Genomic DNA, 25,964 nt, shown 5'->3' on the forward strand with positions numbered 1-25,964 from the left:
CGCCGTACGGCTTCGCCTCCTGTCCCCTGTTCCCGAGACAAGAGGTTCGCGTGCAAGCCAGGCTTGAGGCGGAGCACCTGTTCAAGGTGTTCGGCAGACGACCGGACGAAGCGGTGGAGCGCCTGAAGAAGGGCACCGACCGGGAGGAGCTGCGCGCCGACGGCACCATGGCCGCCGTGATCGACGCGTCCTTCCGCGTCGAGGCCGGCGAGATCTTCGTCGTCATGGGCCTGTCGGGCTCCGGCAAGTCCACCCTGCTGCGGATGCTCAACGGCCTGCTGGAGCCGACCGCGGGCAGCGTGCGCTTCGACGGCGAGGAGCTCACCGCGCTCGGCGACCGCGGCCTGCGCGAACTGCGCTCCCGGAAGATCAGCATGGTCTTCCAGCACTTCGCGCTGTTCCCGCACCGCAGCGTCCGCGAGAACGCCGCCTACGGCCTGGAAGTGCAGGGCGTGCCCCGCGCCGAGCGCGAACGCCGCGCCGACGAGGCGCTCGCCCTGTGCGGCCTGGCCGGCTGGGAGAAGTCCTGGCCCGACGAGCTGTCCGGCGGCATGCAGCAGCGCGTCGGCCTCGCCCGCGCCCTGGCCACCGACGCCGACCTGCTGCTGATGGACGAGTCCTTCAGCGCCCTGGACCCGCTGATCCGCCGCGACATGCAGGACCAGCTCCTGGAGCTCCAGAAGACGCTGAAGAAGACCATCGTCTTCATCACCCACGACCTCAACGAGGCCATGCGCCTGGGCGACCGCATCGCCGTCATGCGCGACGGCCGCATCGTGCAGACCGGCTCCGCCGAGGACATCCTGCTGCGCCCCGAGAACGACTACGTGGCCTCCTTCATCCAGGACGTCGACCGCTCCCGGGTGCTCACCGCGGGCGCCGTCATGGACACCGCGCTGCGCGGCGACGAGGCCGACTGCGCCTGCGAGACGGCGACGCCCGACACGCCGTTCACCGAGCTGTGCGCGATCAGCGCCCGGCTGCCGCACCCGGTCGCCGTCCTCGACGCCGGCCGCACCCTCGTCGGCGTGGTGCCCCGGCAGCGCCTGGTGGGCTTCCTCGGCGACGAACAGGGCGAGCCCGCCGCCTGCGACGGCTCCGGCGACGACGGGAAGAAGGTGATCGGCCGTGCCTAGGCTGCCCCTCGGCGACTGGGTCGACTCCGGTGTGAACTGGCTGGTCGGCCACCTCTCCTGGCTCTTCGACGCCATCAAGGCCGTCATGGAGGGCATGTACAACGGCATCGACGCCGTCCTCGGCGCGCCCACGCCGCTGCTGATGGCCGGCATCCTCGCCGTCCTCGCCTGGTGGCTGCGCGGACTGCTCGCCGGTGTCCTCGCCCTCGCCGGATTCGCCCTGGTCGACTCGCTCCAGCTGTGGGACCAGGCGATGTCCACGCTCGCCCTGGTCCTGGTGGCCACCGTGATCGCCCTGGTGATCTCGATCCCGCTGGGCATCTGGGCGGCCCGCTCCAAGGCGGTCGGCGCCGCCGTACGGCCCGTCCTGGACCTGCTCCAGACGATGCCCTCCATGGTCCTGCTGATCCCGGCCATGCTCTTCTTCGGACTCGGCACCGCGGCCGGTGTCGTGGCCACCCTGATCTTCGCCCTCGCCCCCGGCGTCCGCATGACCGAACTGGGCATCCGCCAGGTCGACGCCGAACTGGTCGAGGCCGCCGAGGCGTTCGGCACCACCCCGCGGAACATCCTGTGGCGCGTCCAGCTGCCGCTCGCCCTGCCCACCATCATGGCCGGCGTCAACCAGGTGATCATGCTGGGCCTGTCCATGGTCGTCATCGCCGGCATGGTCGGCACCGGCGGCCTCGGCGGCGCCGTGAACGAGGCCATCGGCCAGCTCGACATCGGCTACGGCTTCGAGGCCGGCGTCGGCATCGTCGTCCTCGCCATCTACCTGGACCGCATCACCGGCGCCCTGGGCACCCAGCTGTCCCCGTCCGGGCGCCGCGCCGCCGCCAAGGCGCCCGCGCGCGTGTGGTCGTACCGGCCGCGCCCGGTCGTCGCCGTCGTCGGGATCGTCGTCCTCGCGCTCGCCGCGGGCGGCATCGGCGTCTTCGGCCCCAACGGCACCACCTCCGAGGCCTCCGGCACCGATGTCGGCAAGGGCAAGGAGATCAAGATCGGCTACATCCCCTGGGACGAGGGCATCGCCTCCACCTTCCTGTGGAAGGAGATCCTCCAGGAGCGCGGCTTCAAGGTCACCACCACCCAGTACGCGGCCGGCCCCCTCTACACCGGCCTCGCCACCGGGCAGATCGACTTCGAGACCGACTCCTGGCTGCCCACCACGCACGCCGAGTACTGGAAGAAGTACGGCAAGCAGCTCGACGACCTCGGCAAGTGGTACGGCCCCACCTCCCTGGAGCTGTCCGTCCCCTCCTACGTGAAGGACGTCAACTCGCTGGCCGACCTCAAGGCGCACGCCTCCGAGTTCGGCGGGAAGATCGTCGGCATCGAGCCCAGCGCCGGCGAGATGAGCCTGCTCAAGACGAAGGTCCTCAAGGAGTACGGCCTCAGCGGCAGCTACCAGGTGATCGACGGCTCGACCCCGGCCATGCTCGCCGAGCTCAAGCGCGCCTACGCCCGCAAGCAGCCGGTCCTCGTCACCCTGTGGTCCCCGCACTGGGCCTACAGCAGCTACGACCTGAAGAAGCTCCAGGACCCCAAGGGCGCCTGGGGCAAGGGCGACGGCGTGCACACCCTGTCCCGCAAGGGATTCGCCGGGGACAATCCGCGGGTCGCCGACTGGCTGAAGAACTTCTCCATGACCGAGAAGCAGCTCACCGGCCTGGAGGCGAAGATCCAGGGGGCGGGCAAGGGCAAGGAGCAGGACGCGGTCCGCTCCTGGCTGCGCGCGAACCCCGGCCTGGTCGACAAGTGGGCGCCGGTCTCCGGCGAGCAGGCCAAGGGCTGACCCACGACCGGGCGGCCGGGTGACCTGACCGGCCCGGACCGCCACCCGAGGGGCGGACGGCACCGTACGACGATGGGGTACGGAGCCGTCCGCCCCTCGGGGTGTTCTCGGGGTGTTCCCGGGGCAGGTGGCCCGCTTCCCCTACGGGAAGAATCCGGCCAATCACCCAGCGTGATGACTCTGGCTGGTGGGCATGTTCATCCCCAGGGAGGAAGCCGCGGGGGACCCCTTCGAGGCCGCCGACGCCTGGCGCGAACGTGAGGGTAGGGGGTATTCGGTGAGACGGGGATGTGACACGCGCATGAAACCGTTTGCCGAACATGCGTAGGGTGCAGTGAAGCCGTTCGAGGAACGCACGACGAGCGAGGGAGGGAGCCGGAGCGATGGGCGACCACAAAGAACAGCAGCCCGTACGGGTGGGCGCGGCGGTCCGGCGGCGCCGGCGCGCCCTGGAGTTGACCCTCGCGGTCGTCGCCGAGCGCACCGGCCTGTCCGTGCCCTTCCTCAGCCAGGTGGAGAACGACCGGGCGCGGCCCAGCAGCACCTCCCTGGAGAAGCTGGCCGACGCGCTGCGCACCACGGCCGTCGAACTCCTCGCCGCGGCGGACCCGGCGGCCACCGTCGACCTGGTGCGCGCCGAACCGCTCGCCGAGGACGACTTCGCCCCCCGCACCCGCAATCTGGTCCGCGGCCACCATCAGCTGCACGCCTCCGAGTTCACCGGCGACCATGACGCGGGACGCGAGTTCCAGCATCGCAATGACGAGTTGATGTACGTCGCCGACGGCGCCGTCGAGATCGAGGCCGAGGGCCGCGCGTACCGCCTCGGCCGCGGCGACACGCTGTATCTCACCGGCGGGGTCAGACACCGCTGGCGGGCGACCGTGCCGGACACCCGGATCATCGTGGTGGCGGTGGCCGAGCACATCGAGGCCGTGCGGGACCGGTCCCGGTGAAACGCGTCGTCTCCCTGGTCCCCTCGCTCACCGAGGCCGTGGCCGAGACGCTGCCCGGGGCGCTCGTCGGGGCCACGGACTGGTGCAGTCATCCGGGGGAGCTGGACGTCGTCCGGATCGGCGGGACCAAGAACCCCAAGGTGGAGCGCATCATCGAGCTCGCGCCCGAGGTGGTGATCGCCAACGAGGAGGAGAACCGCGTCCCGGACCTGGACGCGCTGCGCGCGGCGGGCCTCGATGTCCTGGTCACCGAGGTGCGGACCGTGCCGGACGCCTTCGGGGAGCTGGCGCGGGTGCTGGCGGCCTGCGGGGCGGAGGAGCGGCCGGGCTGGCTGCGGGAGGCCGAGAGGGCGTGGCGCGCGCTGCCGGAGCCTGCCGAGCGCCGGACGGCGGTCGTACCGATCTGGCGCAGGCCCTGGATGGTCGTCGGCCGGGACACCTTCGCGGGCGATGTGCTCGCCCGTCTCGGCGTCGACCATCTGTACGCCGACCATCCCGAGCGCTACCCCCGCATCCCGCTCGACGAGCTGGTGGCGGCGGCCCCGGACCTGGTCGTCCTCCCCGACGAGCCCTATCGCTTCACCGCCGAGGACGGCCCGGAGGCCTTCCCCGGCCTTGCCTGCGCGCTGGTCAGCGGGCGTGATCTGACGTGGTACGGCCCGTCGCTGGCGTGGGCGCCCCGGGTGCTGGGCGAGGCGCTGCGAGCAGCTCGCCGCTGAGCAGTCCGCGGACCGTGCCGGAGGCCGCCGCGAGCCAGGCCGCGACGAGCAGCACGTACAGCGCGACGGACAGCGCCTGGAACGCGGTGAGGGAGGTGTGCCGGGTGAGGGCGGCCGCGCCGGTGACACAGGTGCCCACCGGGAAGGTGGCGCCCCACCAGGTCATCGCGAACCCCATGCCCTGGCGGCGGGCCCGCACCAGATGGGCGACGGACAGCGCCAGCCACATCAGCGCGAAGCCCATCACGGGCACGCCGTACAGCACGGAGAACACGGCGAGACCGTGCGCGTAGGCGGCCGGTACGACGCCGGGCGCGGCGTTCGCGATCGAGCCGAGCGCGGTGGTGGACTGCCCGAGCGGGCCGAGGACCAGGAACAGGGTCGGGGTGAGCGCGAGCGGCAGCGGGCCCGAGGTGATCAGCCGGCCGAGGACCAGCGGCAGCATCAGCAGGGTGGCGAACAGGCTCAGCCCGAACATCGCGAGACAGGCCAGCAGCAGGGTCTCGCGGGGCTGGCCCGCCGGCAGATGCGGCACGAGCAGCGGGCCGAGCGCGGCCGACACCATCGGCGCGACCAGCGGCAGCAGCCACACCGGGGACGCCTGGGAGGGCTCGATGCGGTGCCGTACGGACATCAGGTACGGCACCGCCACGGCCGCCCACAGCCCGATCGCCGTGCCCGCCGTGTACAGCACGGTGTCCAGGGCGACGGCCGCCGGGGTGCCGAGCCAGTCGTGTCCCGCGGTCAGCGCGCCGCCGCCGACGGCCAGCAGGGCCATGGAGAGGCAGCCGTAGAACGGGGCCATCGCCGGGTCGAGGAGATGGGCGCGGGCCTGGTCGCGGTGGTGGATCCAGTGCAGGGTGCGGGCCGCCAGCAGGGTCACCAGCATCAGCAGCGACAGCGCCCAGACCGCCGCGAGGAGGGTGTGCAGGGCGCCCGGCAGGTCCACCGGCAGCGCGGTGCCCGCGGTGCCGACGGCGGCGGTGCCCATGACGGAGGCGTACCAGTTCGGGCCGAGATGGCGGACCCGGGCGGCACGGGGCGCGCGGGTGGCGGGGAGGGGTTGGGCAACGGTGACCATGGCATCAACCGTGCCCGGGGGAGTCGTCCCTGACCAGGGAGTTCCCTTCTATGAGGGCATAAGCTGGTCTTATGAGCGAGGTGGAGGGGCCCGGAGGGCAGCGCGAGGGTACGGGGTCGTTGGCGCACCGGGTGCCGGATCTGGCGGCGCTGGAACTGCTGCTCGCGGTGGCACGGCTCGGCAGCCTCGGCGCGGCGGCGCGGGAGGTCGGGATCACCCAGCCGGCGGCGAGCAGCCGGGTCCGGTCGATGGAACGGCAGCTGGGGGTCGCCCTGGTGGACCGCTCCCCTCGGGGGTCCCGGCTCACCGACGCGGGCGTGCTGGTGACGGACTGGGCGCGGCGGGTGGTGGAGGCGGCGGCGGCGTTCGACGCGGGGGCGCGGGCGCTGCGGGACCGGCGGGACTCGCGGCTGCGGGTGGCCGCGAGCATGACCATCGCCGAGTATCTGCTGCCGGGCTGGCTGCTGGCGCTGCACGCCGAGCGTCCGGACACGGCGGTGTCGCTGCTGGCCGGGAACTCGGCGAGGGTGGCGGAGCTGCTGCTGTCGGGGGAGGCGGACCTGGGGTTCGTGGAGGGGCTTTCGGTGCCCGCGGGGCTCGACGCGGTGGTGATCGGGCACGACCGGCTGATCGTGGTGACGGCGCCGGGGCATCCCTGGGCCCGGCGCCGCCGGCCGCTCTCGCCCCAGGAGCTGGGGGAGACCCCGCTGATCCTGCGGGAGCGGGGATCGGGGACACGGCAGGTGCTGGACGCGGCGCTCGGGGGGCTGGCGCGTCCGTTGATCGAGCTGTCGTCCACCACGGCGGTGAAGGCGTCGGCGGTGAGCGGCGCCGGTCCGTCGGTGCTCAGCGAACTGGCGGTACGGGAGGAGCTGGCCCTGCGGCGGCTGGTCGCGGTGCCGGTGGAGGGGGTGTCGCTACGACGTGATCTGCGGGCGGTGTGGCCGAAGGGACACCGGCCGACGGGACCGGCACGGGATCTGCTGGCTCTGACGCGGGCGTGAGCTGGGGCGTGGCGGGGGCGGGGACGCTTGCCCGCGCCGACGGGGCGGTGCCGCTGGGGCGATGGGTGCGGCGCCCCGTAAGCCGAGGCGCTGCGGTCCCCAGAGGCGCGGGGAACCGCGCGAGCGGCCACCTGCGGCCCGCAGCCGCCCACCGGCCCCGGCTTTCGGCGGCGGCTTCAGTCGGCCCTGCGGTTGAGGCGCCTTGAAGGGGCGCGGGGAATCGCGGGAGCGGTCACCTGCGGCCCGCAGTCGCCCGCCGGGCGCGGCTTTCGGCGGCGGCTTCAGTCGGCCCTGCGGTTGAGGCGCCTTGAAGGGGCGCGGGGAATCGCGGGAGCGGTCACCTGCGGCCCGCAGCCGCCCACCGGCCCCGGCTTTCGGCGGCGGCTTCAGTCGGCCCTGCGGTTGAGGCGCCTTGAAGGGGCGCGGGGAATCGCGGGAGCGGTCACCTGCGGCCCGCAGTCGCCCGCCGGGCGCGGCTTTCGGCGGCGGCTTCAGTCGGCCCTGCGGTTGAGGCGCCTTGAAGGGGCGCGGGGAATCGCGCGAGTGGTCACCTGCGGCCCGCAGTCGCCCGCCGGGCGCGGCTTTCGGCGGCGGCTTCAGTCGGCCCTGCGGCTGAGGTGCCCTGAAGGGGCGCGGGGAACTGCGCGCATGGCCACGGCGGGCCCGCGGTCGGCCGCCGGCCCCGGCCCCTGCGGCGCGGACGAATCAGCCCGCCGCCCGCACCAACCCCTCCATCACCCGCAGATCCTCCCCCATCTCCGGATGCCACTGCACTCCCAGCACCCACCCCCGCCCGGCCGGTAGTTCCACCGCCTCCACCGTGCCGTCCTCCGCATGCGCCGACGGCACGAGATCGCGGCCGAGGCGGGACACCGACTGGTGGTGGTACGTCGGGACCGAGACCCCCTCCGGGGCGAGAGAGGCGTACAACGTGCCCGGTACCGGCGTCACCGGGTGCGTGCCGAAGGTGCCCACCGCCTCCACGTGCCCCTCCAGGTGCTGGACCAGCGTCCCGCCGAGCGCCACGTTCAGCAGCTGCATGCCCCGGCAGATACCCAGCAGCGGCGTGCCGGAGGCCAACGCGGCGTGGATCAGGGCGAGTTCCCAGGCGTCGCGGGCCGGGGCCGGCGGCCCGGTGCGGGGGTCGCGGTCGGCGCCGTAGCGCACCGGGTCCACGTCCGGGCCGCCCGCGACGACCAGAGCGTCCAGCCGGGCGACCGCCGCCGCGGCGAGCGAGGGGTCGTCCGGCGGCAGCATGCAGGCGAGGCCCCCGGCCCGCTGGACCAGTCGCGGATACGCGGCCGGCAGCAGCGCGGCCTCCAGCTCCCAGACCCCCCAGCGCGTCCCGGCCTCCAGATACGTGCTCACACCGATCAGCGGTCGTCCGTCCACGCCAGCCTCCCAAAAGGTATATGAGAATACCTTTGCAGAATCCGCTTACGTCAGGAAGCCCCGCAGCAGCGCCGCCGTGCCCGCGCAGTGCTCCCGCATCATCTCCCGCGCGCCGTCGGCGTCCCCGTCGAGCACCGCCTCCACCAGCGCGGTGTGCTGCCGCTGGGAGTGCTCCAGATTGCGCACCAGCAGCGGGATGCAGTCCAGCAGCTCATTGACCTGCGCCCGCACCGCCGCGTACTGGGCGGTCAGCGAGGGGGAGCCGCACAGCTCGGCCAGGGTCAGATGCAGCAGGGTGTCCAGGCGCCGGTAGTCGGCCAGCGGCGCCTCGTGCGTCTCGGCCAGCGCCTCCCGCAGCAGCCCGGCCTGCTCGCCGGTCAGCCCGTGCGCCGCGCACAGCCCCGCCGCGCCCACCTCCAGCACCTCCCGGAACCGCAGCACGTCCTCGACGTCGACCGCCGCGATCCGCCGCCGCAGCTCGTCCTCGCCACCGGCGTCCGCGCGGGGCAGCACGAACGTGCCGCCGTACCGTCCGCGCCGCGCCTCCACCAGGCCCTGGTCCTGGAGCACCTTCAGCACCTCGCGCAGCGTCACCCGGCTGATCCCCAGCCGCTCCGCCAGCTCCCGCTCCGCCGGCAGCCGTTCGCCGCCCGGCACCAGGCCGAGCCGTACCACCTGGAGGATCTGCTCCAGGGCCTCCTCGAAGCCGTTGCCCGCCCGCACCGGTCGCAGCACCGGGGCGAGCCGGTCGCCCACCCCGTGCCACTCCGTATGAGACGACATCCGCCGTACCCCCTTCCCAAGCAATGGTTCTGAGCAATACCTTATGGCTCCCGGCCCGGCCGAAGAAGCGCGAAGGCGCCCAAGGAGGCTTTTCCGTGGCAGACCGCACAGCCCCGCTCCCCGTCGAGGAACTCCGTGCCCTCGTGGAAAGCGGTGAGATCGACACTGTCGTCCTGGCGTTCCCCGATATGCAAGGGCGCCTCCAGGGCAAGCGGTTCGCCGCCCGGTTCTTCCTCGACGAGGTACTGGAACACGGCACCGAGGGCTGCAACTACCTGCTCGCCGTCGACACCGAGATGAACACGGTCGACGGCTACGCGATGTCCTCCTGGGAACGCGGCTACGGCGACTTCGCCATGCGCCCCGACCCCGTCACCCTGCGCCGCATCCCCTGGCACCCCGGCACCGCCCTGCTCGTCGCCGACCTCGCCTGGAGCGACGGCGCCCCGGTCGTCGCCGCCCCCCGGCAGATCCTGCGCCGCCAGCTCGACCGGCTCGCCGAACTCGGCTACACCGCCCAGGTCGGCACCGAGCTGGAGTTCATCGTCTTCAAGGACAGCTACGAACAGGCGTGGGACGCGGGATACCGGGGGCTGACCCCGGCCAACCAGTACAACATCGACTACTCGATCCTCGGTACCGGCCGCATCGAGCCCCTGTTGCGCCGGCTGCGCAACGACATGGCGGGCGCCGGGCTCACCGTCGAGTCGGCCAAGGGCGAGTGCAATCCCGGGCAGCACGAGATCGTCTTCCGCTACGACGAGGCGCTCACCACCTGCGACCAGCACGCCCTGTACAAGACCGGCGCCAAGGAGATCGCCGCCCAGGAGGGCGTCTCGATCACCTTCATGGCCAAGTACAACGAGCGTGAGGGCAACTCCTGCCACATCCACCTCTCGCTCACCGACGCCGACGGCGCCAACGTGATGGCGGGCCCCGACGGGATGTCCGAGGTGATGCGGCACTTCCTCGCCGGACAGCTCGCCGCCCTGCGCGACTTCTCCCTGCTCTACGCCCCCAACATCAACTCCTACAAGCGGTTCCAGCCCGGCTCCTTCGCCCCCACCGCCGTCGCCTGGGGCCACGACAACCGCACCTGCGCCCTGCGCGTGGTCGGCCACGGCCGCGCCACCCGCTTCGAGAACCGCCTGCCGGGCGGTGACGTCAACCCCTACCTCGCCGTCGCCGGACTGGTCGCCGCGGGCCTGTACGGCATCGAGCAGAAGCTCGAACTCCCCGAGCCCTGCCCCGGCAACGCCTACACCGCGGGCTTCGCCCACGTCCCCACCTCCCTGCGCGAGGCCGCCGAACTGTGGGAGAACAGCCCGATCGCCAAGGCCGCCTTCGGCGACGAGGTGGTGGCCCACTACAGCAACATGGCCCGCGTCGAACTGGACGCCTTCGACGCCGCCGTCACCGACTGGGAGCTGCGCCGCTCCTTCGAACGCCTGTGAGCTTGCCCGCCGCCCCCTGGTCCGCCCGCCTGTGAAAGGTCGATCCGTGTCCGACTCCGACGAGTTGAAGGTCCTCAACCCCGCCACGGAAGAGGTCCTCGCCACCGTCCCCGCCGCCACCGCCGAGGACGTCGACGCCGCCGTCGTACGGGCCGTCCGCGCCCAGCGCGGATGGGCCGCGCTCGCCCCCGCCGACCGGGCCCGGCTGCTGCGCCGCTTCGCCGACACCGTCGACGCCCACCTGGAGGAACTCGCCCGTCTGGAGGTGAGCCAGGCCGGGCACACCCTCGGCAACGCCCGCTGGGAGGCGGGCAACGCCCGGGACCTGCTGGAGTACGCGGCCGGCGGCATCGAACGCCTGCTCGGCAAGCAGATCCCGGTGCCCGGCGGCTGGAACATCACCTTCCAGGAACCCCTCGGGGTGGTCGGGGTGATCGCTCCCTGGAACTTCCCCATGCCGATCGCCGCCTGGGGCTCCTTCCCGGCGCTCGCCGCGGGCAACGCCGTCGTCCTCAAACCCGCCGAGACCACCCCGCTCACCGCCCTGCGCCTTTCCGAACTCGCCCTGGCGGCGGGCCTGCCCGAGCACCTCTTCCAGGTGCTGCCGGGCCACGGCCACATCGCCGGGCGCGCCCTGGTGGACCACCCGGACGTGGCCAAGATCGTGTTCACCGGGTCCACCCGCACCGGCCGCGAGATCATGGAGCGCTGCGCCCGCCTGGTCAAACCGGTCACCTTGGAACTCGGCGGCAAGAGCCCCAACATCGTCTTCGCCGACGCCGACCTGCGCACCGCCCTCGACCCGTTCTCCTTCCTGGACAACTCCGGGCAGGACTGCTGCGCCCGCACCCGGATCCTCGTCCAGGAGACGGCCCTGGACGAGGCCCGCGACTTCCTCGCCGACGCGCTCGCCACCGTCGTCGTGGGCGACCCGGCCGACGAGAAGACCCAGATGGGCCCGCTGATCTCGGCGGCACAGCGGGAGCGCGTGCGGTCGTACGTCCCCGACGGCGCCCCCGCCCTGCGCGGCAGCGCGCCCGACGGACCCGGCTTCTGGTTCCCGCCGACCGTCCTGGTGGGGGAGCGGCACGACAGCCCGGCCGCCCGCGAGGAGATCTTCGGGCCCGTCGCCGTCCTGCTCCCCTTCACCGACGAGCGGGACGCGATCCGCCTCGCCAACGACACCCCCTACGGGCTGGCCGGCTCCGTCTGGACCCGCGACCTCGGCCGCGCCCTGCGCGTCTCCGGGGGCGTGCGCGCGGGCAACCTGTCCGTCAACTCCCACTCCAGCGTCCGCTACTGGACCCCGTTCGGCGGCTACAAGCAGTCCGGCCTCGGCCGTGAACTCGGCCCCGACGCCCTGACCGCCTTCACCGAAACCAAGAACGTCTTCATCAGCACGGAGGGCCCCGCACAGTGACCGACAACAGTGTTTGCCGCCGCCTGGTCGGCCGTACCGCCGTCGTGACCGGAGCCGGCAGCGGCATCGGCCTCGCCACCGCCCGCCGCCTCGCCGCCGAGGGCGCCCATGTCGTCTGCGCGGATGTGGACGAGGTCCGCGGCAAGGCCGCCGCCGAGGAGGTGGGCGGGCTCTTCGTCAAGGTCGACGTCACCGACCCCGAGCAGGTCGAGGCGCTGTTCAAGACGGCGTACGACACCTACGGCAGCGTGGACGTGGCCTTCAACAACGCCGGTATCTCCCCGCCCGACGACGACTCCATCCTGGAGACCGGCCTGGAGGCGTGGAAGCGCGTCCAGGAGGTCAACCTCACCTCCGTGTACCTGTGCTGCAAGGCCGCGATCCCCTACATGCGCCGCCAGGGCAAGGGCTCCATCATCAACACCGCGTCCTTCGTGGCCCGGATGGGCGCGGCCACCTCCCAGATCTCGTACACGGCCTCCAAGGGCGGCGTCCTCGCCATGTCCCGTGAACTGGGCGTGCAGTTCGCGCGCGAGGGCATCCGGGTCAACGCGCTGTGCCCCGGGCCCGTCAACACCCCGCTCCTCCAGGAGCTGTTCGCCAAGGACCCGGAGCGGGCCGCCCGCCGGCTCGTGCACATCCCGGTCGGCCGGTTCGCCGAGGCCGAGGAGATCGCCGCCGCAGTCGCCTTCCTCGCCAGCGACGACTCCTCCTTCGTCAACGCCACCGACTTCCTGGTGGACGGGGGCATCGCGGGCGCGTACGTCACGCCCCTGTAGGCCCTCCTTCTCAGGGGCTCAGAGGAAGGTGTGCCCCTCGCCCCGGTACGTGGGCACGGTCGCCGTCACCTCGTCGCCCTCGACGAGGTGCAGCGACGCGAACCGCTCGCACAGCTCGCCCGCCTTGGCGTGCCGGAACCACACCCGGTCGCCGATCAGCAGATCGTCGGCGGGCGAGCCGAGCAGCGGGGTCTGCACCTCGCCGGCCCCCTCCTGCGGGTCGTACTTCAGCCCTTCCGGCAGATACGGCACCGGCGAGCGGTCGGGGCCCGCCGCGCCGGAGGCCGGGTAGCCGCCGCCGAGCACGGTGACGACGCCCACGCCCGGCCGCCGTACCACCGGCAGCGCGAAGAGCGCCGCCGGACGGCCGCTGAAGGACGTGTAGTTGTCGAACAGCCGCGGCACGTACAGCCCGGAGCCGGCCGCGACCTCGGTGACGGCGGACTCGGCGGCGGTGTGCTGCACACTGCCGGTGCCGCCGCCGTTGACGAACTCCAGGTCCGGCGCGACGGCCCGCACCGCGCGCACGGCCGCGCCGCGCCGCTCGGCCAGCTCCCGGCGGGCGGCGGCCTGCATCAGCCGGATCGCCCGCGACCGCAGCGGCCGCCCGGCGACCGCGTCACCGACCCCCGCGATATGACCCTCGTACGCCATCAGCCCGACCAACCGGAACCCGGGGCGTTCGGCCACCACCCGTGCGACCTCGGCGAGTTGGGCGGGGGAGTGCAGCGGGGAGCGGCGGGCGCCGACCCGTACCCGGCCGCCGAACAGCTTCAGCGAGGTGTCCAACTCCAGGCATATCCGGACCACTTCGCGCCCGTCGCCGCGGGCCGCGTCGATCAGGTCGAGCTGGGCGGGGTCGTCCACCATCACGGTGACGGCGGCGGCGAGCTTGGGATCGGCGGTCAGTTCGGCGAATCCGGAGCGGTCGGCGCAGGGGTAGGCGAGCAGGATGTCGTCGAAGCCCGAGCGCGCCAGCCACAGCGACTCGGCGAGGGTGAACGACATGATGCCCTGGAAGCCGTCCTTGGCCAGCACCCGCTCCAGCAGGGCACGGCAGCGCACGGACTTGCTCGCGACCCGTAGCGGCTTGCCGCCGGAGCGGCGGACCAGATCGGCCGCGTTGGCGTCGAAGGCCTCCAGGTCCACGAGCGCCAGCGGCGCTTCGAGATGGGCGGTGGCCCGGTCGTACCGGGCCCGGTCGGCGGCACGCGCAGTCATGCCGGAAGCCTGCCAGAAGGGATTACCGCAGGGTAGAGGGACGTTCCGGGCAAGTGCCCCGGCTTCCCGTACTGGTTCCGCCCAGGCCCCCGGCAACCCGTAGAGTGACGCGCACGTACGACGGACCCGCCCGGGACGGGGGCCCGGTCGTACGGGTACGAGGAGACGGCCCGGGTCGCGAGGAAACGGGGAACGCATGACCACGGAAGCACGCCACTCCTCCCTGCCACCGGGCCCGCGGCCCTCCTCCGGCCCCCGCGCGGGCGCCAGTTGGAACCCGGGTGGCGTTCCCGGCGCGGGAAGCGCGGACGGTGTACGGGGCTTTGCCGCCGCGCCCCTGGGGGACGACCCCGGTGACGAGCCGTCCGTCTTCACCCCGCGCGGCCCGGCGAACGGGACGCACGGGAGCCGTACCGTCCCCGAGGCCGCCGATCCCGTGAGCCCTCCGCCACCCCCCGCCTCGGCCCGCTTCCCCGACACCCCGCCCCGCGCGGCACGCCCGCGCACGGAGACCGACGTCCCGCGCCCCGCGCACGCCGGCGCGAGCGGGGGCGGCGCCGGTGCCGGTGCCGGGGGCTCCGGGCAGCCCGGTGTCACCGGTGCGGAGGGTCCCGCGCCGGTGGACGGCGGCCGTGGGGAAGGTTCCGTACGGCCCGACAGCGGCGGTTCCGCCGGATCCGTGCCCCCGGATCGCCGGGCCGGGCGGGCGGGGCACGCGGAGGTGCCCGCGCGGACCGCGCCCGAGACGGCGACCCCGTCGACCACGGAGGACGCGGCGGAGCCGACCGCCCGGCTGCGGCCGATCCCGCCCGGCCCCCCTGCCGCCGCGAACCCTCCCGGCCCCGGGGCCCTTTCCGGCACTCCCGCGGGCGCACCCGCGAGCACTCCCGCGGGTGCGCCCGCGCACGCGACCCGGCCCACCACCCGGTGGCACCCCCCACCGCCCGCCCCGCACGCCCCCGAGCCCGCCCGGGCCCGGGGGAGCGCCGCCCGGCCCCATGTCACCTTCGCGGAACCCGACCTGTTCCGGGCGCGCGGACGGGGGCGGGCCGTCGTCGCCGGGGTCTGCCTCGTGCTGGGGCTCGGGCTCATCGGCGGTGCCGTGGCCGGGAGCTGGATCGCGGAGGACCACGAGGACAGCGCCGCACAGGGCTTCGCCGCGGCCGTGCCCGTGTGGCACAGCGTGCCCGTCGACACCCTGTTCCCGCCCGTCGTGCAGGGGACGGGGGACGGCCCCGGCGGGGCGGACCGGACCTGGACGCGGATCGCCGTCGCCCCGGACGGCGGCTGCGCCGACGCGTTCGACCCGCTGCTGTGGAAGGTCCTCGCCGACGCGGGCTGCCGTCGGCTGCTGCGCGCCACCTACACGGACGCCACCCAGAGCTATGTGACCACCGTCGGCCTGCTGTTCACCAGGGCCGACCCCGCGGGCATGTCCGCGCTCGCCACCCGCTTCCGCACCCAGCACCTCGCCGAACGCCCCGATCTGATGCCCCGCCCGTACGCCGCGCGGAACACCCCCGCGGCCGGTTTCGGCGACGACCAGCGCGCCACCTGGACCATCTCCGTGCGCACCGACGCCCCCGTCGTCGTCTACGCCGTCTCCGGCTGGGCGGACGGCCGGAGCGTGGACACCCCCCAGCCCGCCGCCGACGCCGTACGGGCCGGTGCCACCACCGCGCAGGCCCAGTCCGGCCTCGGCGACGAGGCACAAGGGCTGTCCGGACAGATAGCACGGCGGCTGCGCCAGGCCATCGGCTCCGACGCCACGAACACCCCGAACACCCCGAACACCCCGAACACCCCGAACACCCCGAACACCCCGAACACCCCGAACACCCCGAACGCCACGAAGAGTTCCTCATGAAGCGCGCCTGCGGGGCCGCGGTGAGCGCCCTGCTCGCCGGTGCCCTCACCCTGCTGCCCACCGCCGCCGCCCACGCCGACGGCATCCGCGCCCAGCAGTGGGGCCTGTCCGCCCTCCATCTCGACCAGGCCTGGCACACCACCAGGGGCCAGGGCGTCACCGTCGCCGTCCTCGACACCGGCGTCCAGGAGGACCACCCCGACCTCGTCGGCAATGTGCTGCCCGCCAAGGACATGATCGGCTTCGGCGCCCGGCCCGGCGACCGCACCTGGGGACGGCACGGCACCGCCATGGCCGGCATCATCGCCGGACACGGCCATGGACCCGGCGGCTCCGACGGCGTCATGGGCGTCGCCCCCGAGGCGAAGATCCTTCCCGTACGGGTGATCCTGGAGGACAGCGACCCCGCCCGCGCCAAGGCCCGCACCACCCGCGGCACCGCCCTCGCCGACGGCATCCGCTGGGCCGCCGACCACGGCGCCGACGTCATCAACCTCTCCCTCGGCGACGACTCCGCCTCCGCCCACCCCGAACCCGGCGAGGACGAGGCCGTGCAGTACGCCCTGAAGAAGGGCGTGGTCGTCGTCGCCTCCGCGGGCAACGGCGGCGACAAGGGCGACCACGTCTCCTATCCGGCCGCCTACCCCGGCGTCCTCGTGGCCACCGCCGTCGACCGCTACGGCACCCGCGCCGCCTTCTCCACCCGCCGCTGGTACGCCGCGGTCAGCGCGCCCGGCGTCGACGTCGTCATCGCCGACCCCGACCACAAGTACTACGAGGGCTGGGGCACCTCGGCCGCCTCCGCCTACGTCTCGGGCGTCGCCGCCCTGATCAAGTCGGCCCACCCGGGGCTGAGCCCGGCCCAGATCAAGACGCTCCTGGAGGACACCGCCGACGCCCCGCCGGCCGGTGGCCGCGACGACTCCCGGGGCTACGGCACGATCGACCCGGTGGCCGCCCTGGCCGCGGCCGACCGCCTCAGACCCGAGAAGCTGAGCCCGGCGTCGTACCCCCGTCGGTACTTCGGCCCCGGCCCCGACGCGCCCCGGGCAACCGGATCGGCCGCCGACTGGGCGGCGCCCCTGGCGGGCAGTGTCGGCGGGGTGCTGCTGGTCGTGGGCGTGATCCTGTGGCGCGGCCGCCGACAGCCCTTCTGAGGCGGGCACCGGGCCGCCGCCGAGCCGGACCGTTTCCCCCGATAGGGTCGGTGACCGTGGCGAACAAGAACATCCCCGACTCCGGCTACTCCGACGACGACGGCTCCGCCGACCCCCGGCTCGGTGCCGCGCTCGCCGCGTGGGCCGAGGACCGCACCGCCGTCGGACCGGTCCTCCAGGCGCTGAAGGGCGCCCGGCTGCTGGTCCCCGTCGTCGCCGTCCTCGGTGAGGTCGAGGAGGACGAGAACGGGCTGCGCCGCGAGAAGACCAGCGACATGGCGGTACCCACGCTCAAGGCCGGGGGCCGTACCGCGCTGCCCGCCTTCACCTCCACCGACTCCCTCGCCCGCTGGGACCCCGAGGCCCGCCCGGTCGCCGTACCCCTGCACCAGGCGCTCCAGGCCGCCGCGCACGAGAAGGCCGACACGGTGGTGCTGGACCTCGCGGGGCCGGTGCCGTTCGAGCTGACCGGGCCCGCGCTGCTCGCCCTCGCCGAGGGCCGCACCAGCACCGACCCGCTCACCGACCCGGCCGTGGCCGAGGCCGTGCGTACGGCGGTGGCGGCCGAGCCCGCCGTACGGCGCGCCCACCTGGTGCCCGGCCCGGCCGACGGCACCCTCGCCCTCGTCCTCGACCCGGCCGCGCCGCCCGCCGAGACCGCCCGGGCGATCGCCGGCCGGCTCGCCGCCGACGAAACACTGAGGGCCCGCCTGGTGCGCGGCCTCGACCTGGCACTGCTGCCGGCCGGGACGACGCCTCCGGGCGAGCCCCTGTACGTGAAGGAATAGCTCAGCTGTAGATCGGGCCGGTGTACTTCTCACCCGGTCCCTGGCCCGGCTCGTCCGGGACGATCGAGGCCTCGCGGAAGGCCAGCTGGAGCGACTTCAGACCGTCGCGCAGCGGGGCCGCGTGGAAGGAGCTGATCTCGGTCGCGCCGCCGTCCAGCAGACCGGCGAGGGCGGTGATCAGCTTGCGGGCCTCGTCCAGGTCCTTGAACGTGTCGCCCTCCTCGCTGAGCCCGAGCTTCACGGCGGCGGCGCTCATCAGGTTGACGGCGACCGTCACGATCACCTCGACGGCGGGGACCTCGGCGATATCGCGGGTCATCGCGTCGAAGTCGGGGTTCTCGGCAGGGGTCTCACTCATGCCCCACACCCTAAGCGGCCCGTCACCCTCCGCGTGACGCCCGCCCGATTAGCCCTTGTCAAGCCATCCTGCTAATCTGGTGGGCGACCGGCCGGACGTAGGTATGTACTTATCGCTCGGCCCACAAGTGGAGGCTCCGATCTCCCACCCGATCCGTCCCCCGGGACGGCGGGTCTCCGGTCAGGCGGCCGCCATCGTTCCGTACGGACGATGGAGTCGCCCGATTCGCGCCCCGCGTTCATCGCGGCGGTGCTCCGGTAGTCAGGAGCCCCGCCTGTGATCGTCCGGGGCATTTTTTGTGCTTCGGCGCGGTTGGTCTGACGAACACAGACGTTACGCGGCAGTCCGCCAGGCCGTCGCGTGGTGCTATCGAGGAGGATCCATCAGCGCCGAGCCCCGCATCAACGACCGGATTCGCGTTCCCGAGGTGCGACTTGTCGGTCCCAGTGGCGAGCAGGTCGGCATCGTGCCGCTCGCGAAGGCACTGGAGCTTGCGCAGGAGTACGACCTGGACCTGGTCGAGGTGGCGGCGACCGCCCGTCCGCCCGTGTGCAAGCTCATGGACTACGGGAAGTTCAAGTACGAGTCGGCCATGAAGGCCCGTGAGGCGCGCAAGAACCAGGCGCACACGGTCATCAAGGAGATGAAGCTCCGGCCGAAGATCGACCCGCACGACTATGACACCAAGAAGGGTCACGTCGTCCGGTTCCTCAAGCAGGGCGACAAGGTCAAGATCACGATCATGTTCCGTGGTCGCGAGCAGTCCCGGCCCGAGCTGGGCTACCGACTGCTGCAGCGTCTCGCGGAGGACGTCCAGGACCTCGGGTTCGTCGAGTCGAACCCGAAGCAGGACGGCCGAAACATGATCATGGTTCTCGGTCCGCACAAGAAGAAGACCGAGGCGATGGCCGAGGCCCGTCAGGCGCAGGAGGCCCGCAAGGCCGACGCGAAGGCGAACCCCGGCAAGTCGCAGAACCCGGCCGAGGCGTCGTCCGAGGAACCCGTCGAGGCTGTCGAGGCCGAGGCGTCGTCCGAGGAACCTGCCGAGGCGTGATCCCGGGGAGCCCCACGGCTCCCAAGGATGTAACCGAAACAAGAGCGACGCTCCACCGTGCCCGGTTTTCGCGACCGGGCACCGGAGCGCCACCGACGAGGAGAGAACGGCGCTATGCCGAAGAACAAGTCGCACAGCGGTGCCAGCAAGCGCTTCAAGGTCACCGGCTCCGGCAAGGTGCTCCGCGAGCGCGCCGGCAAGCGCCACCTGCTTGAGCACAAGTCGTCCCGCGTGACGCGCCGCCTCACCGGCAACGCCGAGATGGCCCCGGGCGACGCCGCGAAGATCAAGAAGCTTCTCGGCAAGTGACGCCGCGGCGCTCGACGAGCGCCGTGCGTCTGGACCGGGACCCAATCGTTTCCGGGTCGTGTGAGGACACCCACGACCCCGCTACAAGGAGTTAACAAGTGGCACGCGTCAAGCGGGCAGTCAACGCCCACAAGAAGCGCCGGGCGATCCTGGAGCAGGCCTCCGGCTACCGTGGTCAGCGTTCGCGCCTGTACCGCAAGGCCAAGGAGCAGGTCACCCACTCGCTGGTCTACAACTACAACGACCGCAAGAAGCGCAAGGGCGACTTCCGTCAGCTGTGGATCCAGCGCATCAACGCCGCTGCCCGCGCCAACGGCATGACCTACAACCGCTTCATCCAGGGTCTGAAGGCCGCGAACGTCGAGGTCGACCGCAAGATCCTGGCCGAGCTGGCCGTCAACGACGTGAACGCGTTCGCCGCGCTCGTCGAGGTCGCGCAGAAGGCGCTGCCGTCGGACGTCAACGCGCCCAAGGCCGCGTGACGCTGCGCTGAGCTTCAGCCGAAACAACACCGGGACCCGCAGGCTGTTGGCTTGCGGGTCTCGCTGTTGAGGTTCCCTGGTGCGTTTTCGGCTGCGGGTGCGTCGTGGTCGCTCGCGCAGTTCCCCGCGCCCCTTCGGGGCGCGACACCAACAAGACTCTCCGGAAAGTGAAGAAGAGCATGGTCCCCGTCAGCCCCGAGCTGATCTCTTCCCGGTCCGCCCGTGTCGCCGCCGCGCGGCGCCTCGCCAAGCGGAACTTCCGGGGGAAGGACCGGCTGTTCCTCGCGGAGGGGCCGCAGGCCGTGCGGGAGGCGGCGGCGCATCGGGACGGCGGGCAGGCGACGCTGGTCGAGCTGTTCGCCACGGTCGAGGCCGCGGAGCGGTACGCCGACATCGTCGGTGAGGCCCGCGCCGTCGGCGCCCGGGTGCATCTCGCCGCCGAAAACGTCATCGCCGACATCTCCACCACGGTCACCCCGCAGGGGCTCGTCGGCGTCTGCCGGTTCCTGGACACCCCGTTCGAGGACGTCCTCGCCGCCCGCCCGCAACTGGTCGCCGTGCTCGCACACGTCCGCGACCCCGGCAACGCGGGCACCGTGCTGCGCTGCGCGGACGCCGCGGGCGCCGAGGCCGTCGTCCTCACCGACGCCTCCGTGGACCTGTACAACCCCAAGGCCGTACGCGCCTCCGTCGGCTCCCTCTTCCACCTCCCGGTCGCCGTCGGCGTGCCCGTGGAGCAGGCCATCGAGCGGCTCAAGGGCGCCGGGGTGCGCATCCTCGCCGCCGACGGCGCCGGCGACCGCGACCTGGACGAGGAGCTGGACAAGGGCACCATGGGCGGGCCCACCGCCTGGGTGTTCGGCAACGAGGCCTGGGGGCTGCCGGAGGAGACCCGGGAGCTCGCCGACGCCGTCGTACGGGTGCCCATCCACGGCAAGGCCGAGAGCCTGAACCTGGCCACGGCCGCCGCCGTCTGCCTGTACGCCTCGGCTCGTGCGCAGCGCGCCCGCGGAGGGTGCCGTTCCGTCACCCAGAGCTAGTAGGGTGGCCAGCTCGGGGCCCTGCGCCGTATGAGAGGTGGGGTACGGGGATGAGTGTGGCCGGCACGAGCACCGGGCCGGAGGGACGGGACACGCGGGGCGCACCCGCGTCCTCGTGCGGTGCGGGCGGACTCGATCCGGACCAGCTCCCCGACGGACTGGTGGTCGCCGACGAACGGGGACGCGTCGTCGGGTTCAACGCGGCCGCGGAGCGCATCACCGCCGTACCCGCCGCCGAGGCCCTCGGGCAGCCGCTGGAGAAGGCGCTGCCGTTAGAGGACCTGGAGGGGCGCCGCTGGTGGCAGCTCACCGACCCCTACGGGGGCCTCTCCACCCGGACCCGGCAGCCCGAGCGCAATCTGCTGCTGCCCGGCGGCCGGGAGGTGCTCGTCACCGCCCGGTACGTCCGCACCGCGCCCCTCGGCCCCGTGCACCGTCTGATCATCTGCCTGCGGGACACCGAGGCCCGCCGCCGCACCGAGCGCAGCCACGCCGAGCTGATCGCCACCGTCGCCCATGAGCTGCGCTCCCCGCTGACCTCCGTCAAGGGCTTCACCGCCACGCTGCTCGCCAAGTGGGAGCGGTTCACCGACGACCAGAAGCGGCTGATGCTGGAGACCGTCGACGCGGACGCCGACCGGGTCACCCGGCTCATCGCCGAGCTGCTGGACATCTCCCGGATCGACTCGGGGCGCCTGGAGGTGCGCAGGCAGCCCGTCGACATAGGGGCCGCCGTCTCCCGCCACATCCAGGCGTACGTCGCCGCCGGGCAGAGCGCCGGGCGTTTCCTGCTGCGCATCGAGCAGCCGCTGCCCGATCTGTGGGCCGACCCCGACAAGATCGACCAGGTGCTCAGCAATCTGCTGGAAAATGCCGTGCGGCACGGCGAGGGAACCGTCACCATCGACATCACGCCCACGGCGTCCCCCCGCGAGGGCGAGGAGGTCGGCACATCGGTCACGGTGAGCGACGAAGGGCCCGGCATCCCGGAGGAGTCCATGAACCGCGTCTTCACCCGCTTCTGGCGGGGCAGCAAGCGCGGTGGCACCGGACTGGGGCTGTATATCGTCAAGGGCATCGTCGAGGCCCACGGCGGCACCATCACGGTCGGCCGCGCCCGCGGCGGCGGCGCCGAGTTCCGATTTACGTTGCCCGTGAGCGCCCCGGCGTATCTCGCCTAGCGGCCCACGGGCTCTTCGTACAGCTCCACCCCGTTAGACTCGGCCTTTGGCACCTTTGTGTCCTTCACGCGGCCCTCGCGAGTCGAGACGAGTCGGTGACGGGGACCATCCGCCAGCCAAACGGAAGCACGGGAAGAGATGTCGGCACCCAATAAGTCGTACGACCCTGTCGAGGTCGAGGCGTTGAAACCGGAAGAGATCGAGCGCATGCGGGACGAGGCGCTCGCCGCCTTCGCCGCCGCGGACTCCCTCGACGCGCTGCACGAGGCCAAGGTCGCCCACACCGGCCCCGCGTCCGCGCTCTCGCTCGCCAACCGCGAGATCGGCGCCCTGCCCCCGCACGCCAAGGCCGAGGCCGGCAAGCGCGTCGGCATGGCCCGCGGCGCCGTCAACAAGGGGCTCGCCGCCCGCCAGACCGAGCTGGAGGCCGAGCGCGACGCCCGGGTGCTCGTCGAGGAGGACGTCGACGTCACGCTGCCGTACGACCGCGTCCCGGCCGGCGCCCGGCACCCGCTGACCACGCTGTCGGAGCGCATCGAGGACATCTTCGTGGCCATGGGCTACGAGGTCGCCGAGGGCCCGCAGGCCGAGGCCGAGTGGTTCAACTTCGACGCCCTGAACATCGGCCCGGACCACCCGGCCCGCGGTGAGGCCGACACGTTCTTCGTGCAGGGCCCGGACGGCGGCGCCGAGTCGGGTGTGGTCATGCGCACCCACACCTCGCCCGTGCAGATCCGCTCGCTGCTCGGCCGTGACCTGCCGGTCTATGTGATCTGCCCCGGCCGCGTCTACCGCACCGACGAGCTGGACGCCACGCACACGCCCGTCTTCCACCAGGTCGAGCTGCTCGCCGTGGACGAGGGCCTGACCATGGCCGACCTCAAGGGCACCCTGGACCACATGGTCCAGTCCCTGTTCGGTGCGGGCATGAAGACCCGGCTGCGCCCGAACTTCTTCCCCTTCACCGAGCCGAGCGCCGAGATGGACATGCTCTGCTACGTGTGCAAGGGCGAGTCCGTCGGCAACCCCGACCGGCCCTGCCGCACCTGCTCCAGCGAGGGCTGGATCGAGCTGGGCGGCTGCGGCATGGTCAACCCGCGGGTGCTCACCGCCTGCGGTGTCGACCCGGAGAAGTACAGCGGCTTCGCCTTCGGGTTCGGCATCGAGCGGATGCTGATGTTCCGCCACAACGTCGAAGACATGCGAGACATGGTCGAGGGTGACGTCCGGTTCACCCGGCCCTTCGGGATGGAGATCTGATGCGGGTCCCGCTTTCTTGGCTGCGGGAGTACGTCGACCTGCCGGCCACCGAGACCGGTCGTGACGTCCAGGCCAAGCTCATCTCCGCCGGTCTTGAGGTCGAGACCGTCGAGCAGCTCGGCGCCGACCTCAAGGGCCCCCTGGTCGTCGGCCAGGTCCTGACCATCGAGGAGCTGGAGGGCTTCAAGAAGCCGATCCGCTTCTGCACGGTCGACGTCGGCCAGGCCAACGGCACCGGTGAGCCCCAGGAGATCGTCTGCGGCGCCCGCAACTTCGCGGTCGGCGACAAGGTCGTCGTGGTGCTGCCCGGCGCCACCCTGCCCGGTGACTTCGCCATCGCCGCCCGCAAGACCTACGGCAGGGTCTCGCACGGCATGATCTGCTCCAGCGACGAGCTGGGCATGGGCGAGGACAGCACCCACGGCATCATCGTGCTGCCGCCGGAGACCGAGGCCGGCAAGGACGCCATCGAGCTCCTGGAGCTGGTGGACGAGGTCCTGGACATCGCCGTCACCGCCAACCGCGGCGACTGCCTGTCCATCCGCGGTGTCGCCCGCGAGACCGCCATCGCCTACGGCCTGCCGCTGCGCGACCCCGCCCTGATCGACGTGCCCGCGCCCAACGCGTACGGCTACCCGGTCCAGGTCTCCGACCCGTTCGGCTGCGACCGCTTCACCGCGCGCACCGTCACCGGTCTGCGCCCCGAGGCCCGCTCCCCGCTCTGGCTCCAGCGCCGGCTCCAGAAGGTCGGCATGCGCCCGATCTCGCTGGCCGTCGACATCACCAACTACGTGATGATGGAACTGGGCCAGCCGCTGCACGCCTACGACCGCACCTCGGTCCAGGGCGCCATCGGCGTGCGCCGCGCCCAGGAGGGCGAGAAGCTCGTCACCCTGGACGGCGTCGAGCGCAAGCTGCACGCCGATGACCTGGTCATCACCGACGAGCGGGGCCCCATCGGCCTCGCCGGTGTGATGGGCGGCGCCAACACCGAGATCGCCGACCACGGCGAGGACGCGGCGAACGCGACCACCGAGGTCGTCATCGAGGCGGCCCACTTCGACGCGATCTCCATCGCGCGCACGGCCCGCCGCCACAAGCTGCTGTCCGAGGCCTCCCGCCGCTTCGAGCGCGGGGTGGACCCGGCCGCCGCGGCCGCCGCCGCACAGCGCACCGTGGACCTGCTGGTGCTGCTCGCGGGCGGCGCCGCCGAGGCGGGCGTCACCGAGGTCATCGCGCCCTCCGCGCCGCACACCATCACTGTCCCGGCGGACCACCCGGACAAGGTCGCGGGCGTCGCCTACGGCCGCGAGACCGTCGTACGCCGCCTCCAGGAGGTCGGCTGCGACGTCTACGGTCAGGACGAGCTGATCGTCACCGTGCCGTCCTGGCGGCCCGACCTGACGGACCCGAACGACCTCGCCGAAGAGGTCATCCGGCTGGAGGGCTACGAGAACCTGCCCGCCACGCTGCCGGGGCCCCCGGCGGGCCGCGGTCTGACCGCCCGCCAGCGGCTGCACCGCCGCATCGGCCGCGCGCTGGCCGGTGCCGGCTATGTCGAGGCGCTGAACTACCCGTTCCTCGGCGAGCAGGTCTTCGACCAGCTCGGCCTGGACGCGGGCGACCCGGTCCGCCGGGTCGTCAAGCTGGTCAACCCGCTCAGCGACGAGGAGCCCGCGCTCCGTACGACGCTGCTGCCGGGCCTGCTGGGCGCGCTCCGGCGCAACACCGGCCGCGGCGGGCACGACCTGGCCCTGTTCGAGACCGGTCTGGTCTTCCACCCGCGCGAGGAGCGCCGCGCCGCCGGGCATCTGCCGGTGGACCGGCGTCCCACCGACGAGGAGATCGCGCGGCTGGACGCCGCGCTGCCCGCGCAGCCCCGGCACGCCGCCGTCGTCCTCACGGGCGCCCGTGAGCAGGCCGGCTGGTGGGGCAAGGGCCGTCCGGCCGACTGGGCCGACGCCGTCGAGGCCGCGCGCACCGTGGCCCACGAGGCCGGTGCCGAACTCGTCGTGCGCAAGGGCCGGTACGGCCCCTGGCACCCGGGCCGCTGCGCCGAGCTGCTCGTCGTCGTGAACGGCGCCGAGCGGGTCGTGGGGCATGCGGGCGAGCTGCACCCGCGCGTCGTCAAGGCGCTGGCCCTGCCGGAGCGCACCTGCGCGATGGAGCTGGACCTGGACGTCCTGGAGGAGGCCGGCGACGGCATCCCGATGGCGCCGAGCATCTCCTCCTTCCCGGTCGCCACGCAGGATGTCGCCCTCGTGGTCGACAAGCCGGTGCCGGCGGCCGAGGTCGAGGAGGCGCTGCGCGCCGGTGCCGGTGAACTGCTGGAGTCCATCCGGCTGTTCGACGTCTACGAGAACGCCGAGCAGCTGGGCGAGGGCCGTAAGTCGCTGGCGTACGCGCTGCGCTTCCGCGCCCCCGACCGGACGCTGACCGTGGACGAGGCGTCGGCGGCCCGGGACGCGGCCGTCGCCCTGGCGGGCGAGCGCACCGGAGCCGTGCTGCGCGGCTGACCGCCGTAGCGCGAGGGGCGCGCCCGGTCACGGATTTCCGTGGCCGGGCGCGCTTGCGTTACGGCCGAAGGAACGTTTCCGACGTGCCGTCACCTCGTGCATAAATGCACTCCCACCTGCGCTTTCTCACTCGTTCGAGTGGACATGCGAGGTGATCCAGTCCTCCCGGGCCGAGCCGTCGACAGAATCGGACCGGCCTTTCGGGGTCGGTC

Annotated in this window: 23 protein-coding genes; 18 read left to right on the plus strand and 5 right to left on the minus strand. The window is 72.9% G+C overall.

From position 1 onward, the window contains the following. Positions 1-50: 50 nt before the first annotated feature. The 4 genes from AB0N90_RS22365 to AB0N90_RS22380 all read left to right on the plus strand — a co-directional run bounded on the left by AB0N90_RS22365 (position 51) and on the right by AB0N90_RS22380 (position 4,606). Complete coding sequence (locus AB0N90_RS22365; RefSeq protein ID WP_365199196.1) at positions 51-1,136, plus strand: betaine/proline/choline family ABC transporter ATP-binding protein; 1,086 nt, start codon at positions 51-53, stop codon at positions 1,134-1,136. After that, on the plus strand, positions 1,129-2,931 hold the full coding sequence (locus AB0N90_RS22370) for an ABC transporter permease/substrate binding protein (RefSeq protein ID WP_365199198.1): 1,803 nt from the start codon (positions 1,129-1,131) through the stop codon (positions 2,929-2,931). The genes AB0N90_RS22365 and AB0N90_RS22370 overlap by 8 nt, the downstream gene beginning before the upstream one ends. A gap of 383 nt (positions 2,932-3,314) precedes the next feature. Continuing rightward, positions 3,315-3,887, plus strand: a complete 573-nt coding sequence (locus AB0N90_RS22375; protein ID WP_085562445.1) for a helix-turn-helix domain-containing protein — start codon at positions 3,315-3,317, stop codon at positions 3,885-3,887. Further along, positions 3,884-4,606 (plus strand): helical backbone metal receptor, encoded by a 723-nt coding sequence (locus AB0N90_RS22380; protein WP_365199200.1) that lies wholly within the window; start codon positions 3,884-3,886, stop codon positions 4,604-4,606. The genes AB0N90_RS22375 and AB0N90_RS22380 overlap by 4 nt, the downstream gene beginning before the upstream one ends. Here AB0N90_RS22380 and AB0N90_RS22385 read toward each other — a convergent pair. Continuing rightward, the gene (locus AB0N90_RS22385; RefSeq protein ID WP_365199203.1) at positions 4,518-5,687 is read right to left on the minus strand and encodes a TDT family transporter; all 1,170 of its coding nucleotides are present in this window, start codon (positions 5,685-5,687) and stop codon (positions 4,518-4,520) included. The two genes, AB0N90_RS22380 and AB0N90_RS22385, sit on opposite strands and share 89 nt — an antisense overlap. Positions 5,688-5,758: 71 nt before the next feature. Here AB0N90_RS22385 and AB0N90_RS22390 point away from each other — a divergent pair, with 71 nt between their 5' ends. Further along, positions 5,759-6,691, plus strand: a complete 933-nt coding sequence (locus AB0N90_RS22390) for a LysR family transcriptional regulator (protein WP_365199206.1) — start codon at positions 5,759-5,761, stop codon at positions 6,689-6,691. Positions 6,692-7,396: 705 nt separating this feature from the next. Here AB0N90_RS22390 and AB0N90_RS22395 read toward each other — a convergent pair. Together AB0N90_RS22395 and AB0N90_RS22400 are read right to left on the minus strand one after the other, a co-directional pair. After that, on the minus strand, positions 7,397-8,083 hold the full coding sequence (locus tag AB0N90_RS22395; RefSeq protein WP_365199207.1) for a gamma-glutamyl-gamma-aminobutyrate hydrolase family protein: 687 nt from the start codon (positions 8,081-8,083) through the stop codon (positions 7,397-7,399). A gap of 45 nt (positions 8,084-8,128) precedes the next feature. After that, positions 8,129-8,866: an FCD domain-containing protein gene (locus AB0N90_RS22400; RefSeq protein ID WP_037651220.1), complete on the minus strand. Its 738-nt coding sequence runs from the start codon at positions 8,864-8,866 to the stop codon at positions 8,129-8,131. A gap of 95 nt (positions 8,867-8,961) precedes the next feature. On the opposite strand from AB0N90_RS22400, the gene AB0N90_RS22405 reads away from it, so the two are divergent. Genes AB0N90_RS22405 through AB0N90_RS22415 form a run of 3 tightly spaced genes read left to right on the plus strand, consistent with a single transcriptional unit; the run spans position 8,962 to position 12,519 of the window. Continuing rightward, entirely contained in the window at positions 8,962-10,320 is a 1,359-nt protein-coding gene (locus tag AB0N90_RS22405; protein WP_365199209.1) for a glutamine synthetase family protein, read from the plus strand. A gap of 46 nt (positions 10,321-10,366) precedes the next feature. Continuing rightward, a complete protein-coding gene (locus AB0N90_RS22410) occupies positions 10,367-11,740 on the plus strand; it encodes an aldehyde dehydrogenase family protein (protein WP_365199211.1) in 1,374 nt (457 codons plus the stop codon). Continuing rightward, positions 11,737-12,519, plus strand: a complete 783-nt coding sequence (locus tag AB0N90_RS22415) for a 3-oxoacyl-ACP reductase (protein WP_128789301.1) — start codon at positions 11,737-11,739, stop codon at positions 12,517-12,519. Before AB0N90_RS22410 ends, AB0N90_RS22415 begins: the two co-directional genes overlap by 4 nt. A gap of 18 nt (positions 12,520-12,537) precedes the next feature. On the opposite strand, the gene AB0N90_RS22420 is transcribed toward AB0N90_RS22415, so the two are convergent. Then, complete coding sequence (locus AB0N90_RS22420; RefSeq protein WP_361680207.1) at positions 12,538-13,740, minus strand: amino acid deaminase/aldolase; 1,203 nt, start codon at positions 13,738-13,740, stop codon at positions 12,538-12,540. A gap of 196 nt (positions 13,741-13,936) precedes the next feature. On the opposite strand from AB0N90_RS22420, the gene AB0N90_RS22425 reads away from it, so the two are divergent. The 3 genes from AB0N90_RS22425 to AB0N90_RS22435 are packed head-to-tail and all read left to right on the plus strand — an operon-like array spanning position 13,937 to position 17,552. After that, a complete protein-coding gene (locus AB0N90_RS22425) occupies positions 13,937-15,607 on the plus strand; it encodes a hypothetical protein (RefSeq protein ID WP_365199213.1) in 1,671 nt (556 codons plus the stop codon). Next, positions 15,604-16,764 carry a type VII secretion-associated serine protease mycosin gene (gene mycP, locus AB0N90_RS22430; protein WP_361680201.1) on the plus strand — a complete coding sequence of 387 codons (1,161 nt, stop codon included), beginning with the start codon at positions 15,604-15,606 and terminating at the stop codon, positions 16,762-16,764. Before AB0N90_RS22425 ends, mycP begins: the two co-directional genes overlap by 4 nt. A 56-nt stretch (positions 16,765-16,820) precedes the next feature. Further along, positions 16,821-17,552 carry an SseB family protein gene (locus tag AB0N90_RS22435; RefSeq protein ID WP_365199216.1) on the plus strand — a complete coding sequence of 244 codons (732 nt, stop codon included), beginning with the start codon at positions 16,821-16,823 and terminating at the stop codon, positions 17,550-17,552. A 1-nt stretch (position 17,553) separates the two neighbouring features. Here AB0N90_RS22435 and AB0N90_RS22440 read toward each other — a convergent pair whose 3' ends face one another. Beyond that, a complete protein-coding gene (locus AB0N90_RS22440; RefSeq protein WP_037651211.1) occupies positions 17,554-17,910 on the minus strand; it encodes a DUF1844 domain-containing protein in 357 nt (118 codons plus the stop codon). Between the two features lie 382 nt (positions 17,911-18,292). Between AB0N90_RS22440 and infC the strand changes: the two genes are divergently transcribed. From infC to pheT, 7 genes are all read left to right on the plus strand, one after another. Continuing rightward, complete coding sequence (gene infC / locus AB0N90_RS22445) at positions 18,293-18,964, plus strand: translation initiation factor IF-3 (RefSeq protein WP_361680342.1); 672 nt, start codon at positions 18,293-18,295, stop codon at positions 18,962-18,964. Positions 18,965-19,078: 114 nt separating this feature from the next. Continuing rightward, entirely contained in the window at positions 19,079-19,273 is a 195-nt protein-coding gene (gene rpmI / locus AB0N90_RS22450) for a 50S ribosomal protein L35 (protein WP_004933563.1), read from the plus strand. 98 nt (positions 19,274-19,371) lie between these two features. After that, positions 19,372-19,755 carry a 50S ribosomal protein L20 gene (rplT, locus tag AB0N90_RS22455; protein WP_037651207.1) on the plus strand — a complete coding sequence of 128 codons (384 nt, stop codon included), beginning with the start codon at positions 19,372-19,374 and terminating at the stop codon, positions 19,753-19,755. A 179-nt stretch (positions 19,756-19,934) separates the two neighbouring features. After that, the gene (locus AB0N90_RS22460) at positions 19,935-20,795 is read left to right on the plus strand and encodes an RNA methyltransferase (RefSeq protein WP_365199583.1); all 861 of its coding nucleotides are present in this window, start codon (positions 19,935-19,937) and stop codon (positions 20,793-20,795) included. Between the two features lie 50 nt (positions 20,796-20,845). Beyond that, complete coding sequence (locus AB0N90_RS22465; protein ID WP_365199218.1) at positions 20,846-21,976, plus strand: ATP-binding protein; 1,131 nt, start codon at positions 20,846-20,848, stop codon at positions 21,974-21,976. Positions 21,977-22,114: 138 nt separating this feature from the next. After that, the gene (gene pheS / locus AB0N90_RS22470; protein WP_361680188.1) at positions 22,115-23,236 is read left to right on the plus strand and encodes a phenylalanine--tRNA ligase subunit alpha; all 1,122 of its coding nucleotides are present in this window, start codon (positions 22,115-22,117) and stop codon (positions 23,234-23,236) included. Beyond that, a complete protein-coding gene (pheT, locus tag AB0N90_RS22475; protein ID WP_365199221.1) occupies positions 23,236-25,752 on the plus strand; it encodes a phenylalanine--tRNA ligase subunit beta in 2,517 nt (838 codons plus the stop codon). Before pheS ends, pheT begins: the two co-directional genes overlap by 1 nt. Positions 25,753-25,964: the final 212 nt, after the last annotated feature.

Origin of the sequence: Streptomyces sp. NPDC093018 (genome assembly GCF_040684035.1) — a bacterium.
Classification (GTDB): Bacteria; Actinomycetota; Actinomycetes; order Streptomycetales; family Streptomycetaceae; genus Streptomyces; species Streptomyces murinus.

Bases quoted from the DNA above. Each gene is read 5' to 3' on its own strand.
- pheS (WP_361680188.1), top strand. From the start codon at position 22,115: ATGTCGGCACCCAATAAGTCGTACGACCCTGTCGAGGTCGAGGCGTTG.
- AB0N90_RS22375 (WP_085562445.1), top strand. From the start codon at position 3,315: ATGGGCGACCACAAAGAACAGCAGCCCGTACGGGTGGGCGCGGCGGTC.
- AB0N90_RS22465 (WP_365199218.1), top strand. From the start codon at position 20,846: ATGAGTGTGGCCGGCACGAGCACCGGGCCGGAGGGACGGGACACGCGG.
- AB0N90_RS22385 (WP_365199203.1), bottom strand. From the start codon at position 5,687: ATGGTCACCGTTGCCCAACCCCTCCCCGCCACCCGCGCGCCCCGTGCC.
- AB0N90_RS22440 (WP_037651211.1), bottom strand. From the start codon at position 17,910: ATGAGTGAGACCCCTGCCGAGAACCCCGACTTCGACGCGATGACCCGC.
- mycP (WP_361680201.1), top strand. From the start codon at position 15,604: ATGAAGCGCGCCTGCGGGGCCGCGGTGAGCGCCCTGCTCGCCGGTGCC.
- AB0N90_RS22400 (WP_037651220.1), bottom strand. From the start codon at position 8,866: ATGTCGTCTCATACGGAGTGGCACGGGGTGGGCGACCGGCTCGCCCCG.
- AB0N90_RS22390 (WP_365199206.1), top strand. From the start codon at position 5,759: ATGAGCGAGGTGGAGGGGCCCGGAGGGCAGCGCGAGGGTACGGGGTCG.
- AB0N90_RS22425 (WP_365199213.1), top strand. From the start codon at position 13,937: ATGACCACGGAAGCACGCCACTCCTCCCTGCCACCGGGCCCGCGGCCC.
- pheT (WP_365199221.1), top strand. From the start codon at position 23,236: ATGCGGGTCCCGCTTTCTTGGCTGCGGGAGTACGTCGACCTGCCGGCC.
- AB0N90_RS22420 (WP_361680207.1), bottom strand. From the start codon at position 13,740: ATGACTGCGCGTGCCGCCGACCGGGCCCGGTACGACCGGGCCACCGCC.
- AB0N90_RS22460 (WP_365199583.1), top strand. From the start codon at position 19,935: ATGGTCCCCGTCAGCCCCGAGCTGATCTCTTCCCGGTCCGCCCGTGTC.
- rpmI (WP_004933563.1), top strand. From the start codon at position 19,079: ATGCCGAAGAACAAGTCGCACAGCGGTGCCAGCAAGCGCTTCAAGGTC.